The organism is Lysobacter niastensis (assembly GCF_015453285.1).
GTDB classification, from domain to species: Bacteria; Pseudomonadota; Gammaproteobacteria; order Xanthomonadales; family Xanthomonadaceae; genus Lysobacter_J; species Lysobacter_J niastensis.
Window position 1 is genome coordinate 34,570 of the sequence record NZ_JADLZT010000009.1, and the last position, 14,038, is coordinate 48,607.

Here is a 14,038-nt window from a genome sequence, read left to right on the forward strand (position 1 = left end):
GTCAAGGAGTCCCGGTATGAAAGCGTGGATGTTGTGTGCGCTGTTCGTGGCCGCTGTCGGCGGCACGCAGGCCGTGGCCGCGCCCCGGGCGGACCGGGGGCAGGCCCTGGGGTACGCCGCGAAGCTGCGCAGCTTCGTGGAAGGCGACTGGATGGCGCGGCGTTACCGGCTGGTCGCGACGATGTCGGTCGGCAGCCAATGCTTCACTGTCTCAGCGGAGGGCCAAGCCCGGACACTGGTCGATGCGTTGGATGTCCGCTGGTGCACAGGGCGCACAGATACATTGAACGGCAAGGCGTCGCAGCCGCCGCATCTCGCGAGCCTGCAGGTCAGCACCCGCTTGTTGCCGCAGGCCGCCACGCAGCGGTCAACGTGCTGAGCCGGGGGTGCTGATCGTCGAACGACATCGGCCCCGCATCACGCGGGGCCGATGAGTCGTGAAACCGATAGCCAGCGTTTACTTGCGCAGGAACGTCAGCAGGTCCTGGTTGAGGCGATCCTTGTGCGTGTCGGTCAGGCCGTGCGGCGCGCCCGGATAGACGATCAACTGCGCACCCTTGATCAGCTTCGCCGAGGAGCGGCCGGCGGCGTCGATCGGCACCACCTGGTCGTCGTCGCCATGGATCACCAGCGTCGGCACGTCGAACTTCTTCAGGTCCTCGCGGAAGTCGGTGGCGGAGAACGCCGCGATTGAGTCGTAGGTGTTCTTGTGGCCGCCCTGCATGCCCTGCGCCCAGAACGACTGGATCAGGCCCTGCGAAGGCTTGGCGCCCGGACGGTTGAAGCCGTAGAACGGGCCCGAGGCGATGTCGAGGTACAGCTGCGAGCGGTTCTCGATCGACGCCTTGCGCAGGCCGTCGAACACCTCGATCGGCAGGCCGCCCGGATTGCTTGCGGTCTTCAGCATCAGCGGCGGAACCGCGGAGACCAGCACCGCCTTCTTGACCCGGCTCGTGCCGTGGCGGCCGATGTAGCGCGCCACTTCGCCGCCACCGGTGGAGAAGCCGACCAGCGTGACGTCCTTGAGGTCGAGCGTCTCGATCACCGCCGCGAGGTCGTCGGCATAGTGGTCCATGTCGTTGCCGTCCCACGGCTGGCTGGAGCGGCCATGGCCGCGACGGTCGTGGGCGACGACGCGGTAGCCCTGCGATGCGAGGAACAGCATCTGGGATTCCCAGCTGTCCGAGCTCAGCGGCCAGCCGTGGCTGAAGGTGACGACCGGGCCGTTACGCGGGCCCCAGTCCTTGTAGTAGAGCTGCACGCCGTCCCGGGTGGTGATGTAGCTGGAGGTCTGTTGGATGCCGACGTTGGAGGCGGCAGCCGGCGCCTGCGACGGGGCGGCGTTGGCGTTGAACGACAGGGCGAGGGCGAGGGCGCTCAGGGCCAGCGTGCGGGTCAGAACGTTCATGGGATGCTCCGGATTCCTGTGGGGGTTGGGTTGGGGAGGTGCGCTCCCCGCAGGAACTACTTTGCGCGCTCGCCCAATACGGTTGGTGGCGTATAGTTCTGAAAACATGATCAGGAGTATCGAGATGGCTGACCGCCTCGAATCCCTGCTGGCCCGATTCTCGATCCGCGCGCAGATGTTCCATTCCGGAAACCTATGCGGAATCAATGACATGGCGCCAGATGGCGACAGCGGCCAGCTGCACCTGATCAAGCAGGGCACGGTGGACGTCAGCCACGGCGGCAAGGTCGAGCTGCGGATCGCCACGCCCAGCCTGCTGATGTATCCCCGGCCGCTGCCGCACCGTTTCCTGATGGACAGCGACACCGGTGCCGACCTGACCTGCGCCCACCTGCGCTTCGAGGGCGGAAGTGCCAGTCCGATCGCCGCGACGTTGCCAGCGTTCGTGTGCCTGCCGCTCGAACAGGTGCCGGGCCTCGACAGCGTGCTGTCGCTGCTGTTCGCCGAAGCCTTCTCGCAGAACTGCGGACGCGCCGCGTTGCTGGATCGGTTGTTCGAGGTCGTCCTGATCCAGGTCCTGCGCCACCTGATGGACAGCGGCCAGACCCAGGTCGGCATGCTCGCAGGCCTGGCGGACCCGAGGTTGCGGCGCGCGATTGTCGCCATGCACGAACAGCCCGCGGAGGAATGGAGCCTGGAAGCGTTAGCTGCCCGTGCGGGCATGTCGCGCAGCGTCTTCGCAAATTCATTCCGCGACACTGTGGGCTGCACGCCGGGCGTCTACCTGCAGCGCTGGCGCGTGTCGCTCGTGCAGCAATCGTTGCGCCAGGGCCGCGCACTCAAGCTGATCGCCGACGACGTCGGCTACGGCAGCGAAGCCGCGTTGTCGCGTGCCTTCAAGGCACACACGGGGAGTTCGCCGCGGGAGTGGAAGAGGCTGCAGCTGCTGCACGAAACGCAAGCCGCAACATGAAGGCGAGGGCATGCAGGCAGCGATGAAGGTCCTGCCGTCGATTCATCATCGATCGCGAGTGAATACCAAAGCGGCACTGCCGCACATTCATATGTGACATTTCACATGACTGCGCCTCGCCGCAAGCAGCGCCGGCCTCGTTCTCGCGCGCAGCGATAAATGTGACTCACTTTCCCGGGGGAGGCTGCCGATACCCACACTGAGCGATCGGCAGGCGTGCCCGCGCCCACGCGGCGACACCCAGCGATCACCGGTTCTGCACGGACAGCGCGCTCACTCATCGCAAGGATCAAGCGCGATTTCGCCTCCTGCACGAAACCGAAGGAAACACAATGAAAGCGTTGATTGATCTGTATCAGAACATGAGCCTGCGAAAGCGCCTGATGCTGGGGTTTCTCGTGCCGGTGGCGCTGCTGGTTGTCATTGGTCAGTCGAGCGTCATCGCGCTGCGGCACGCGCGACGCGGACTTGAGACCGTCTATCTCGACCGCGTGGTGCCGCTACGCGGCTTGAAGGCCATCGCGGATGGATATGCGGTCGACGTGATCGACGTCGTCAACAAGTGCAACGGCGGGCTGACCGACGCGGCAGATTCGCGTCATCGCCTGACGGACGCACGGCAGCGCATCCATGAGCAGTGGTCCTTGTTCCTGGCCACCGAACTCACCTCGGAAGAAGTGCGGCTGTCGAAGGAAGCCGAGTCCCGGTTCACGGCGGCCAACGCCGACGTCGACAAAGTCGTGGCATATCTCGGAACCGTCGAAGGGCCATGCGCTGGGAAGCTGGCACAGTTCGACGGAGCGCTGTACCGGACGGTCGACCCTATCGGCGAAACCATAGCCAAACTGATCGACCTGCAACTGCGGGAAGCCAAGCGCGAATACGACGTCGCAGGCCAACGCTACTGGACGATGCTGTGGTGGATCGTGTCGCTTGCAGCGCTGTCGGCGTTGGGTGCCGGCATCACGGGGTGGTTCATTGCACGCGGTTTGATCGGTCAGCTCGGCGGGGAGCCTTCCTATGCCATCAGGATGGTGCGGCGCATTGCCCAGGGAGACCTCAGCCAAGACATCGACGTGGCCTCGCAGAAGCCTTCGCTGCTGGGTGACATGCGCAGCATGCAGGACCAACTGCGCGCATTTATCGATGCGCAGACCGCCATGTCGGTGCAGCACAAACGTGGCGAAGTGGACACCCGGATGGACGCCCAACGATTCCCCGGGACGTTTGGCGAGATGGCAGCGTCGTTGAACAGCCTCGTGGACGTGCACACGCAGGTGAGCGCACGCGTGGTGGATCTGATGGGGCAGTACGCGGTAGGGGACCTCAGTCGGGACATGGACGCGTTGCCGGGAAAGCTGTCTGCCATCAGCGACGCAATGGCCACCGCCAAGGCGAACCTGGTCGCGGTCAACCGCGATATCGAGCGCCTGGTGAATGCCGCCGCGTGCGGGGACTTCACCGCCCGCGGCGACGCCGACGACTATCAGTTTGCTTTCCGCGCGATGGTGGAAGGACTCAACCGGCTGATGCATGCGGCCGATTCGGGGCTTCGCGACGTGGGCGGCGTGCTCGAGGCGTTGGCCGCCGGCGACCTGTCTCGCCAGCTCGACGGCCAGTATCAAGGCGCGTTCGGCAGCCTGGCGGCCAGCGTCAACGCTACCGCGCGGCAACTGGGCGCTATCGTCACCGGCATCCAGGCCGCAACCGGCGCAATACACGCAGCATCCAGCGAGATTGCAGCCGGCAATGACGACCTGTCTGCACGCACGGAGCAGCAGGCGGCGTCGCTGGAAGAGACGGCAGCATCGATGGAAGAGTTGACCTCGACGGTGCGGCAGAACGCGGAGAACGCCCGTCAGGCTAGCCGGGCCGCGGAAAGCGCCTCGGAAGTCGCGACGAAGGCGGGCAGCGCGATGACGAACGTGGTGTCGACCATGAACGACATCCATGCCGCCTCGCGCACGGTCGTCGACATCATCACGGTGATCGACGGGATCGCATTCCAGACCAATATCCTCGCCCTCAATGCGGCTGTCGAAGCGGCGCGAGCCGGAACCCAGGGCCGCGGGTTCGCCGTGGTCGCCACGGAAGTCCGGGAACTCGCGAAACGGTCGGCCGCAGCTGCCAAGCAGATCAAGGAACTGATCGAGGCGTCTGCGGAAAAGGTGTCGACCGGAGCCAGGCTGGTCAACGAAACCGGCAGCACCATGGCCCAGGTGGTCGATGCGGTGCGGCGCGTGTCCGACCTGGTGGCAGACATTTCATCCGCGTCCGCGGAGCAAAGCGTGGGCATCGAACAGGTGACACAGGCCATCACGCACATGGATCAGAACACGCAGCAGAACGCGGCCCTGATCGAGGAAGCCACGTCGGCGGCGCGATCGCTCGAGGAGCAAGCCAATGGGCTGAGCAAGGCCGTCAGCACTTTCAAACTGGCTCGCGACGATGCCAATGATCGCGGTGCGCAGCGTGGCGTAACGTTGCTGGCGGATCACGATGCCGGGACGCGTAAGCATCGCTTGGTACCGGTTGGGGTATAGGGCTACAACATGGCCGTCGTTTGGCCGTCATCCGATCCGGATGGCGGCTTCCGTCCGAACCAGCTAGGGGCGGAGGCCATTGCGATGGCCGCCCCGTAACACTCGGGGTATTACATAATATGCATTATGCGAAGTTACATCTTGGCCCTTGGGGGGCGTCACCCTCGCGGCTTGCCTCCTGCTTCGGGCTCTTTCCCGCCTAAAGGAACGACCCGATGGAACGCCCCCCGTGCTGGTCAGAGGCTTCCGGCATCACCTTGGCTTGTGATTCAGGCGCAGGCGCCGAGTGCGCTACTCGCCTGCGGCTGCGTTGCATCGCGCTCGCCCAACGCCCAGTCCGCAGCCCGCAACGCTTGCAACTGCATGGTGTCGAACAACGGAACGTCGACGTCGGAAGGCGACACCAGCATCGAGATCTCGGTGCACCCCAGCACGACAGCCTCCGCCCCCTGGTCCGCCAGCCGCGCGATCACCTGTTGATATCGTTCGCGAGACTCCGGGACGATCCGACCGACGCACAGCTCATCAAAAATGATCCGGTGCACCGCCTTGCGGTCATCCTCGCCGGGCGTGAGGACTTTCAGTCCATGGTGGCGTTCCAGTCGCTCGCGATAGAAGTCCTGCTCCATCGTGAAGCGAGTGCCGAGAAGGCCCACCGTGGAATGGCCCGCATCCTTGACCGCGGCTGCGGTGGCATCGGCTATGTGCAGTAGCGGAATGGCGATTGCCGATTCGATCTCGTCCGCCACAACGTGCATCGTGTTGGTGCAGACAACGACACAATCCGCGCCCGCGGATTCCAGTGTCCTGGCGGATCGGGCCAACATCGTCCCGGCGGCGGCCCAATCTCCTGCGCGTTGCAATCGGGCGATCTGCTCGAAATCCACGCTGTACAGAAGCAGCCTGGCTGAATGCAGGCCACCGAGTCGATCCCGCACAGCTTCATTGATGAGGCGGTAGTACGAAGCGGTGGACTCCCAACTCATCCCACCCAACAGTCCGACGGTTTTCATCAGGCCCCATGTTCACGAAGATACCCGCGATCCATAGTGCTGGAGCCATTGCAGCTCGTCCTTGAGCTGGATCAATTCGGCCGCAGGTAAGGGTTGTAGGCGGGGCCATACCTGGCGAACTTCATGCAGGTGGCCGTCTCCATCGTGTGTAGCGTCCCCTGCTCCGTCATGCAGTGCACCCTTCCCTGCCCTCCAAACCGGATGACATGCAGGCACGTAGCCGACGTAGTCGCTTGAGGCCCGGGTTCCATTCGGTCAGTGGCTAACCGGCACCGCCTGCGCCAGCCATCCCCAGCTTCTTCTCAAGAAGCACGGCGTCAAGCACGCCACGGTAGTAGCCAGGCACGCGGCCACGAACCCTATAGCCTTGTCGCTGATAGAAGCCGATGGCACCTGGATTGTCGGCCCTGGCCTCGATGCTGATTCTCTCGAGCCCGGCCGTCAGAGCGCACTGCTCGAGCCACGAGAGGACATGTCTGCCCAATCCCCTGCGGCGTTGGTGTGGCTGCACCCCAAGAAGGACAAGGTGTGCGGCCGTATCTCCATAGTCCATGATTCCGAATCCAAGCAGGCATCCGCTTTCATGGACTACAGCCACGTTCGTGGTCCTGGACCGGATAGCCTTTTGGATCCTGCTTGGCGGGTAGCTCCAGCCAAGTCCGAGTTCGATGGAGTCGCGCGATAGTTCGGCGATGGCACGAGCATCGCTTAGGGTCGCGAGCCGAACTGGCGGTATTGCCAACACAGTTCGGTCATCGTACACCGACGACAGGCTGAAGCCGCGACACTCGATACGCGCCAAGACTTGGCCCGTGCCGACCGGCGGTCATCCAATCCATGTGGGGTGACGCAGCCCGGGTTTTCTCGGGACAATGGGCATCCTCCTGATGCTCCGTGCTTCCATGCTCCCATTGCGCCTGGCACTGATATCCCTGCTGATCGCGGCCAACACCGTGCTGCATGTGGTGCCACTGCTGTCGATAGCGGTGGTGAAGGCCCTACTGCCGTCCAATCGGCTGCGGCTTGCCAGCAATCCGCTGCTCACCGGTCTGGCGGAAAGCTGGATCGGGGTGAACAACTGGATGATGGACCGCTTCACCCGCACCCGCGTCAGCCTGCAGGAAGATGCACCGCTGCAGGCCGACGGCCACTATCTGGTGCTGGCCAATCACCAGAGTTGGGTCGACATCCTGGTGTTGCAGAAGGTGTTCAATCGGCGCATTCCGCTTCTGCGCTTCTTCCTGAAACGGCAGTTGTTCTGGGTGCCACTACTGGGGCTGGCGTGGTGGGCGTTGGATTTTCCGTTCATGGGCCGATACACGCGCAAGCAAATCGCGCGCCACCCCGAGTTGGCCATGCGCGACATCGAAGCCACACGCCGAGCCTGTGAAAAGTTCCGCGCGATCCCGGTCGCGATCATGAACTTCGTGGAGGGAACACGCTTCACGCCCGCGAAGCACGCGACCCAGGGCGCGCCGTACCGGTACCTGCTCAAGCCGAAGTCCGGCGGCGTAGCGTTTGTGTTGGACGCGATGGGCAAGGGCTTGCACGCGCTCCTGGACGTGACTATCGCCTATCCCGGCGGCAGACCCTCGATGATGGACTTGCTGGCCGACCGCATTCCCGAGGTCCGGGTGCATGTGCGCCAGCGCCCGATCCCCGAAGAGTTGCTGCATGGCGACTACCAGGACGACCGCGCGTTTCGGGCGCGTTTCCAGCAATGGATGAACGGCCTGTGGTGGGAGAAGGACGAGGACATGACACGCCTGCTGCCGGACTAAGGGCTGAGGCATGAGGCCCGTGCTCAGCGTGCGAGGCGCGTGCCCCCGGATTGGTTGCGTCCAGCCACCAACAGCCGGTCGACCGGTTACTTCGCGGCGACGACCCGTGCGCCCGCCAGGATCATGCGGACCATGTGCGTCAGCTGTTCGATGAGTTCGGCGTCCTTTTCCGGCGGCGAGTCCATGGCCGTGGCGCCCATCGCGAACACCAGGCGGGTGATCGCCTTGGCGACCAGTGCCGGTTCGTGCAGCGTCACGTGGCCGGCGGCGTACAGGCGCACCAGGTCGATGCGCAACTCTTCCTCGAAGAACGTCAGTTCGCGATCCACTGCACGCTTGAACGCGTCCGAACCCACGGTGCCTTCGCGCAACAGGACATGCAGCAACTTGTCGTCGGCGCGCACCTGCTCCACGAACGCTTCGACCGAGCCGCGAACGATGCTGTGGTCGGTTGCCGCGCGGTGGCGCGCCGCGCCGACGATCCTGCGCAACGATTGTCCTGCCAGATCGATCAGCGCCACGGCGAGTTCGTCGATGTCGCGGAACTGGCGATAGAAACTGTTGGGGGCGATCCCGGCTTCGCGCGCGACCTCGCGCAGGCTGAGGCTGGAGACACTGCGGTGCGGCCCGATCAGTCTCAGGGCTGCCGCCAGGAGGTCGTCCCGGGAAATCGAGGCCTTGCGCCCTGAGGCGGTGTCGGCGGAGGCAGGGGGCTGAGTCACGGCGATCGTCATGGGGTGGAAGACCCGGGCGCTGAATCATATCGGCCAGCATTAATATACACGTGTATACACGTATGTATTCTCGTGTGTATAGTGCGGTCATGAGCGCCGCCCCCACTCCTTCGCTCCGCCCGCCGGGCCGGCTGAAGCGCATGCTTCGGCCGCTGGTGAGTCCGGAAGTCTTTGATTTCTGGGCCTCCAAGGTCGATCCGGCCTGGTCCTGGGACCGCCCGCTGGCCCGGATCGTGGCACGCCGGGTCGAGTCCATCGATGCAGTCACCCTGCTGTTGCAACCCAACCGTCACTGGGGCGGCATCCGGCCTGGCCAGCACATCAACCTCAGTGCCGAGATCGAAGGCACCCGGGTTACGCGCAGTTACAGCCTGAGCGACACCCGCCGGGCGGATGGCAGCATCGCGGTCACCGTGAAGGCGATCGAAGGCGGCAAGCTGAGCCAGCATCTGTGCCGCGAAGCAAAGGTCGGAGACGTACTCGACCTGGGCCAGGCCTTCGGCGAGATGGTCCTGCCCGATGCCGTGGAAGGCGCCTGGCTGTTCCTCGCTGCCGGCAGTGGCATCACCCCGCTGATTGCCATGACCCGCGAACTGGCCGCACGCGGCATGCCGGCACCGCTGACACTGCTTTACTGGGCGCGCACCCGCGACGAACACTGCTTCGTCGACGAACTGCGCGACCTGGCCGCCCAGCACCCCGATTTCCGCGTGCACTTCATCCTGACACGCGACACCGCGACAGCCGCGGACGAATGCGAAGGCCGAATCAGCGATTCGCAACTTTCGGCGCTGGTGCCGGACCTGCCGACGCGCCGAATCCATGCCTGCGGCCCGGGCGGCTTCGTCGACGGCGCGCGCACGCTGGTGGCGTCGCGCGCGCAGTCCTTCCAGGCAGAAGCGTTCACGCCGCTGCCGCGCGTGATCGAGGACAGCGGCACCGTGCAGGTGACGCTGGCGGCGAGCCGCCGGACGCTCACGCTGCCGCGCGGCCAGTCGTTGCTGAAGGCCCTGGAAGCCGAGGGGCTCAAGCCCGCCTCCGGTTGCCGCATGGGCATCTGCAATACCTGCGCCTGTGGCAAGCGCTCCGGCACGACCCGGCACCTCCATACCGGCGACGTGCAACACGAGCCAGTGTCCGCCCTTCGGCTGTGCGTCAACAGCGCGACCAGCGATCTCGTACTTGAACTGTGATCCCGACATGAGCCTGCCCAGGAAGAGTACGCCCCCCCGGAACCGCGCGCTGTCCGCAGACGAGCTCGACCGCTTTGCCGTCGAACTCGATGGCGTGCGCGCACGCACCGTCGCCACCCTTGGCCAGCGCGATGCCGACTACATCCGCGCCATCGTCAAGGCGGTGCGCTACACCGGCTTCGCGGGGCGACTGTTGCTGATGGCCGGGGCGATCGGCGGCGCGTTCGTGCCGGCCGTGCTGGTGCCCGCGTGGATCGCAGGTGTGCTGCTGCTGGCGCTGTCCAAGATCCTCGAGAACATGGAGCTTGGCCACAACGTCATGCACGGTCAGTACGACTGGATGCGCGATCCGCACCTGGACGGCAAGACCTACGAATGGGACATCGCCGGTACCGGCGACAACTGGCGCAAGACGCACAACTTCAAGCATCACACCTACACCAACGTGCGCGGCATGGACGATGACATCGGCTACGGCCTGCTGCGCATCTTCCCCGAGCAGCGCTGGAAGCCGTTCTATCTCCTCCAGCCGGTCATCGCGGTGATCTTCGCGCTGCTGTTCGAGTGGGGCGTGGCGATCCAGGACCTGCGGCTGGGCCGCTGGTTGTTCGGCAAGACCAGCAACGCGCAGATGCGCAAGCTGTTCCGTCCGGTCGGCCGCAAGATGGCGCGACAGGTGCTGAAAGACTATGTGCTGTTCCCGCTGCTGGCCGGCCCGTTCTTCCTGCCGGTGCTGCTGGGCAACGTGGTGGCCAACGTCCTGCGCAACCTGTGGACCTACACGATCATCTTCTGCGGTCATTTCACCGCGGACGTGGAGACGTTCTCGAAGGACTCGATAAAAGGCGAGTCGCGCGGCCATTGGTACCTGCGCCAGCTCCGCGGTTCCTCGAACCTCACCGGCGGCAAGCTGATGGACCTGATGTCGGGCAACCTCAGCCACCAGATCGAGCACCATTTCTATCCCGATGTCCCGGCCAACCGCTATGCCGCGATGGCCGTGGAGGTGCGCGAGATCTGCGAGCGCTACGGACAGCTCTACAACACCGGCTCGCTGCCGCGGCAGTTCGGGCAGGTGATCTGGCGCATCCTGCGCCACGCCTTGCCCAGCCGGCCGGTGGCGCGAAAGACGCGGTTGCTGCATTCGGCGTCCTGAGCGCTGCGAACAGCGAATCGGGCATCGACCCCGAATGCCTCGGGACGTCGATCTGTAAAAACGCGCGCCGCGCGCTTCGGGCGGGCGCTACGACTTGGCTTCCCTGTAGGCCTTGGCGAAGTATTCCAGGGCGGTACGCGTCTTGGTTTCCTGCGCGCCCTTAGGGTCCAGGCCGAGCTGCTTCAGGTGCTGGTCGAATTCCTCGTGGGCGCGGGGCGCCTCGTCCGGCGGCACCTTGATCGAGGCCTCGACCAGGTCATCGCCGTTGGGGAGCCGCCACTCCTCGATGGTCAGCTGATAGGGAAAGCCCTTGTGCTTCAGCTTCCAGCGCAGCACGCGGATGGGGCCCATGACGCGGAGCTCCTCGAAATCGAACTTCCCTTGGTAGAACTCGCCCAGGAAGCGTTCCTGGTCGCTGGAGAACAGCTTGGCGATGGCCCGCTCGCCCTTGGCGACCTCCTCGATCTCGTCGCGCTGCTGCACGACGGTGTGGGAGGCGGAGCACACCACGCGATTGCCGACGCAGTCTGCCTCCAGCTTGAAGCCTTCCGTTCGGCGCCACTCCTCGGCGATGGCGTCCGCCTTCACCGGTCGGAACTTCACGGTGGAATCGTCGTCATCGCCCTTGACGAGCCGGGCACGCAGGGCGACGCCAGCCTTGAACAGGTCGAGACGCGGCGTGTCGTAGAAGTAGATGACGCGGACCTCCGCCGTGTCTTCGTCGACCTCCATCGCGCGCGCCGCACGCAGCTCCTGGTCGGGTCGGATCGTTACTTTGACCTCGACGGCATCCATCTCTGCCAGCGGATGGGCACCCGTGCGCTGGGTCTTCGGGGTCGCGGGGGTTCTCGGGCTCGACCTGCTCATTACGACCTCCTTGCGGGATCGGCCAGGCTTTCCTCGTGGCGGGGTCCGTGCATACCTGCTGGATCACGGCAGCGCCAGCCCGCGCCAGCATCCGGATTGTCCTACGGGGCGCGCCGCGCGCACCTGCCGGTTGTCCGAAACTAATCCCGGTGCTCGTGCTCAGCATCGGCGGACAAGCCGAGTCCCATGCCGACACCGGCGGCCCCGCCCATGCCGGCCATGCCGGCCTTGTCGCCGCCCTGCTTCGCTTCAGCGCTAGCGCCGCCTTCGCCTTTATCTCTTGCGGGTGATGATGGGCGACTGGGACCTTGCGGCGGAATGAGGAGGTCGCCTGGCACCGGGTCCAGGTCGAGCACGCTGCGGATGAAATTGCGCAATGAGACCACCAGTTCATGCGTGTACACGGGGCGGCCAGCCGCCAGCTCGGCGGCGGCATGCGCGGCCAGCCTGACCTGCTCGTCGGTCCCGAGCAGCAAGACGTCGGACAACGCACTCTCGACGGCGTGGCGCTTGCGCCGCGATCGCTCGGTGCGCGGCCATTCGGCAAGCCGCGACATCCCAGGCTCCACGCCACCAGGCTGGCTGCCGCGTTGCAGGTCGCTCAAAAGAATCGGATCGACCGCCAGGTTGCCGGTAAAGGAGCCTCCCAGGACCTTGTAGGCGGCGATGAGCGTGCGCAGGCGCTCGTTGATCTGCCGATTCTCGCGTTCGCGCCGGTGCTGGACGGTCTGCATCAGCGCCAACCGGATACCCACGCCGATCAGCGTGACCAACGCCAGCCCGATCATCGTGGACAGCAAAGTCTTCCAGGAATTGAAGTCAAGACCGCGCATGCAGGCTCCTGGGACGCCGACATCGACGTGATGCGGTCAGGCGCCACAGCGAAACGTACTGCATCGACGCGCAGGACGATGTGCATGCCCAGCATTCGCACCGGACGGGTAAGGCCGAAGGCCGCACCCGGGACTGTCTCGCCGTAGACGACAGCCCCGGGTGCGCTTCGCTTACCCGGGCTACGTGGGCTTTACGTGCCGGCCTGCCCGGCCATCCAGCGTCCGCTTTGGATCGAAAGCGGACGCTCGCTGAAGGCTCTCCGCCTCGCTCCTTTGCACTCACTTGGCGTACCGCCGATAAGCCCAGGTTATCGCCGCGTCAGTAGCGAGAAGAGTTCATCACAGCCGGGGCTTCCCGGAAGGCCAGTGCCATCCACGCCAACACGGTCGCGATCGCGAGGGCCACGAGCCCCATGCCGGCCCAGGCTTGATCGCCCAGGAGATAGGTGCTGCACAGACGCTCCGGCGCCTGCTGGTAGAGCGCGCCGGCCGCTCCGGTCATCCACGCCCAGTTCAAGACGAAGAACGATTGGACGGCGGGGCGTGCTTCACGAAGCGAGATGCGGGTGAGCCAGCCGGCCGCCAGCAGCGAACAGACCTTCAGCCATCCCACGAATGGATTCAGCACGGCGGCATCGAGCGACAACGGCAGCATCCAGAATGCCGAGACCACCATGGACATCGTCAGACCCGTCAGGCCACTGGCGTTGACCTGGCGCAACCAGGACGGTCCTTTTCCCGTTCCCGGCGTGGCGGCCCACGCGCCGATCGCGAACAGCAGCGGCAGTTCGACGACCATGTGGGTCACCATCTTCTGCTCAAGCCAAGGCTGGAGCAGCGCGATCCCAGTCAGTGCCGCTCCAGGCGCGATGGCCTTCCCGACCGCATGCCAGCGCGAGCGCATCATGGCGACCGGACCCGTGCCGCAATTCGAACGAACGCCAGGTCTGCGGCATCGGGGTCGAGCGCATCGAACAGACGCCCGCGCCTGTCGACAAGAAACAGCGCGCCGTTGTGCGTGTACCCGCCAGCGCCGTCGGGAAGGACGACTACTCCAAAGGCATTGAGGAGACTGGCGAGGTCGGACGAATCCGCCACGGTGGCGATAGTCCAATGCCCCGGGTCGGCCTTTACGCGACGCGCGTACTGCGCCAATTCGTCGGGTGTGTCCCGGGCCGGGTCGAAGCTGATGGTCAGCAGGCCGACCTGCCCCTCGATGTCCGCATCGCGCAGCTTGGCTTGCAGGTATGCCTCGCCTGACGCAGTCAGGAGGCACAGCGTTGTGCATTGTGTGTAGACCAGCGACACGACCGTGTACGGCCGCTTGGCGGCAATCTGCCTGAGGTCCACGTTCTGGCCATGGCTGTCGAGCAGTCGGATTGGGGGCAGATCACGCGGCGACTCCGCCAGTACGCGCTGCCGCGCCTGATCGCTCGTGACGGCGTGGAATCCATGCGTGATGACATGGAGGCCGCATACCGTTGCGATCGCGACTGCGGCGACGGCCATCCAGGTGGGCAGCATCCGTCGTGTTCTG

The 14,038-nt window shown here is 65.1% G+C and carries 14 protein-coding genes; 6 read left to right on the forward strand and 8 right to left on the reverse strand.

All coding sequences use genetic code 11. The features are described 5' to 3' along the window. Positions 1–16: 16 nt before the first annotated feature. On the forward strand, positions 17–379 hold the full coding sequence (locus IU514_RS15410) for a hypothetical protein (protein WP_194932035.1): 363 nt from the start codon (positions 17–19) through the stop codon (positions 377–379). A 78-nt stretch (positions 380–457) separates the two neighbouring features. Here the strand turns inward: IU514_RS15410 and IU514_RS15415 are convergent, their stop codons facing one another. Then, positions 458–1,408 carry an alpha/beta fold hydrolase gene (locus IU514_RS15415; protein ID WP_194932036.1) on the reverse strand — a complete coding sequence of 317 codons (951 nt, stop codon included), beginning with the start codon at positions 1,406–1,408 and terminating at the stop codon, positions 458–460. 124 nt (positions 1,409–1,532) lie between these two features. On the opposite strand from IU514_RS15415, the gene IU514_RS15420 reads away from it, so the two are divergent. Together IU514_RS15420 and IU514_RS19170 are read left to right on the forward strand one after the other, a co-directional pair. Continuing rightward, positions 1,533–2,381 (forward strand): AraC family transcriptional regulator, encoded by an 849-nt coding sequence (locus IU514_RS15420; RefSeq protein ID WP_194932037.1) that lies wholly within the window; start codon positions 1,533–1,535, stop codon positions 2,379–2,381. Between the two features lie 332 nt (positions 2,382–2,713). Further along, a complete protein-coding gene (locus IU514_RS19170) occupies positions 2,714–4,924 on the forward strand; it encodes a methyl-accepting chemotaxis protein (RefSeq protein ID WP_194932038.1) in 2,211 nt (736 codons plus the stop codon). Between the two features lie 269 nt (positions 4,925–5,193). Here IU514_RS19170 and IU514_RS15430 read toward each other — a convergent pair whose 3' ends face one another. Both IU514_RS15430 and IU514_RS15435 read right to left on the reverse strand, forming a co-directional pair. Further along, positions 5,194–5,937 carry an aspartate/glutamate racemase family protein gene (locus IU514_RS15430; protein WP_194932039.1) on the reverse strand — a complete coding sequence of 248 codons (744 nt, stop codon included), beginning with the start codon at positions 5,935–5,937 and terminating at the stop codon, positions 5,194–5,196. A 262-nt stretch (positions 5,938–6,199) separates the two neighbouring features. Then, the gene (locus IU514_RS15435) at positions 6,200–6,739 is read right to left on the reverse strand and encodes a GNAT family N-acetyltransferase (protein WP_194932040.1); all 540 of its coding nucleotides are present in this window, start codon (positions 6,737–6,739) and stop codon (positions 6,200–6,202) included. A gap of 70 nt (positions 6,740–6,809) precedes the next feature. On the opposite strand from IU514_RS15435, the gene IU514_RS15440 reads away from it, so the two are divergent. Beyond that, on the forward strand, positions 6,810–7,718 hold the full coding sequence (locus tag IU514_RS15440) for an acyltransferase (protein ID WP_228760785.1): 909 nt from the start codon (positions 6,810–6,812) through the stop codon (positions 7,716–7,718). An 86-nt stretch (positions 7,719–7,804) separates the two neighbouring features. Here the strand turns inward: IU514_RS15440 and fabR are convergent, their stop codons facing one another. After that, entirely contained in the window at positions 7,805–8,452 is a 648-nt protein-coding gene (fabR, locus tag IU514_RS15445; RefSeq protein WP_194932041.1) for an HTH-type transcriptional repressor FabR, read from the reverse strand. An 89-nt stretch (positions 8,453–8,541) separates the two neighbouring features. Between fabR and IU514_RS15450 the strand changes: the two genes are divergently transcribed. Both IU514_RS15450 and IU514_RS15455 read left to right on the forward strand, forming a co-directional pair. Then, the gene (locus tag IU514_RS15450) at positions 8,542–9,645 is read left to right on the forward strand and encodes a ferredoxin reductase (protein WP_194932042.1); all 1,104 of its coding nucleotides are present in this window, start codon (positions 8,542–8,544) and stop codon (positions 9,643–9,645) included. Between the two features lie 7 nt (positions 9,646–9,652). Next, on the forward strand, positions 9,653–10,801 hold the full coding sequence (locus IU514_RS15455; protein WP_194932043.1) for a fatty acid desaturase family protein: 1,149 nt from the start codon (positions 9,653–9,655) through the stop codon (positions 10,799–10,801). Between the two features lie 87 nt (positions 10,802–10,888). Here IU514_RS15455 and IU514_RS15460 read toward each other — a convergent pair whose 3' ends face one another. The 4 genes from IU514_RS15460 to IU514_RS15475 form a co-directional block, all read right to left on the reverse strand. Then, positions 10,889–11,668: a hypothetical protein gene (locus IU514_RS15460; protein WP_194932044.1), complete on the reverse strand. Its 780-nt coding sequence runs from the start codon at positions 11,666–11,668 to the stop codon at positions 10,889–10,891. A 140-nt stretch (positions 11,669–11,808) separates the two neighbouring features. Further along, positions 11,809–12,501, reverse strand: coding sequence for a hypothetical protein (locus IU514_RS15465; protein ID WP_194932045.1), 693 nt, complete (start codon positions 12,499–12,501; stop codon positions 11,809–11,811). Positions 12,502–12,820: 319 nt separating this feature from the next. Then, the gene (locus tag IU514_RS15470; protein ID WP_194932046.1) at positions 12,821–13,408 is read right to left on the reverse strand and encodes a hypothetical protein; all 588 of its coding nucleotides are present in this window, start codon (positions 13,406–13,408) and stop codon (positions 12,821–12,823) included. Further along, positions 13,405–14,025, reverse strand: a complete 621-nt coding sequence (locus IU514_RS15475) for an SCO family protein (RefSeq protein ID WP_194932047.1) — start codon at positions 14,023–14,025, stop codon at positions 13,405–13,407. The genes IU514_RS15470 and IU514_RS15475 overlap by 4 nt, the downstream gene beginning before the upstream one ends. Positions 14,026–14,038 lie beyond the last annotated feature (13 nt).

What these genes read in the sequence shown, in the direction of transcription:
- IU514_RS15410 (WP_194932035.1), top strand. Translation starts at nt 17, where the DNA reads ATGAAAGCGTGGATGTTGTGTGCGCTGTTCGTGGCCGCTGTCGGCGGC.
- IU514_RS15415 (WP_194932036.1), bottom strand. Translation starts at nt 1,408, where the DNA reads ATGAACGTTCTGACCCGCACGCTGGCCCTGAGCGCCCTCGCCCTCGCC.
- IU514_RS15420 (WP_194932037.1), top strand. Translation starts at nt 1,533, where the DNA reads ATGGCTGACCGCCTCGAATCCCTGCTGGCCCGATTCTCGATCCGCGCG.
- IU514_RS19170 (WP_194932038.1), top strand. Translation starts at nt 2,714, where the DNA reads ATGAAAGCGTTGATTGATCTGTATCAGAACATGAGCCTGCGAAAGCGC.
- IU514_RS15430 (WP_194932039.1), bottom strand. Translation starts at nt 5,937, where the DNA reads ATGAAAACCGTCGGACTGTTGGGTGGGATGAGTTGGGAGTCCACCGCT.
- IU514_RS15440 (WP_228760785.1), top strand. Translation starts at nt 6,810, where the DNA reads ATGGGCATCCTCCTGATGCTCCGTGCTTCCATGCTCCCATTGCGCCTG.
- fabR (WP_194932041.1), bottom strand. Translation starts at nt 8,452, where the DNA reads ATGACGATCGCCGTGACTCAGCCCCCTGCCTCCGCCGACACCGCCTCA.
- IU514_RS15450 (WP_194932042.1), top strand. Translation starts at nt 8,542, where the DNA reads ATGAGCGCCGCCCCCACTCCTTCGCTCCGCCCGCCGGGCCGGCTGAAG.
- IU514_RS15455 (WP_194932043.1), top strand. Translation starts at nt 9,653, where the DNA reads ATGAGCCTGCCCAGGAAGAGTACGCCCCCCCGGAACCGCGCGCTGTCC.
- IU514_RS15460 (WP_194932044.1), bottom strand. Translation starts at nt 11,668, where the DNA reads ATGAGCAGGTCGAGCCCGAGAACCCCCGCGACCCCGAAGACCCAGCGC.
- IU514_RS15465 (WP_194932045.1), bottom strand. Translation starts at nt 12,501, where the DNA reads ATGCGCGGTCTTGACTTCAATTCCTGGAAGACTTTGCTGTCCACGATG.
- IU514_RS15470 (WP_194932046.1), bottom strand. Translation starts at nt 13,408, where the DNA reads ATGATGCGCTCGCGCTGGCATGCGGTCGGGAAGGCCATCGCGCCTGGA.
- IU514_RS15475 (WP_194932047.1), bottom strand. Translation starts at nt 14,025, where the DNA reads ATGCTGCCCACCTGGATGGCCGTCGCCGCAGTCGCGATCGCAACGGTA.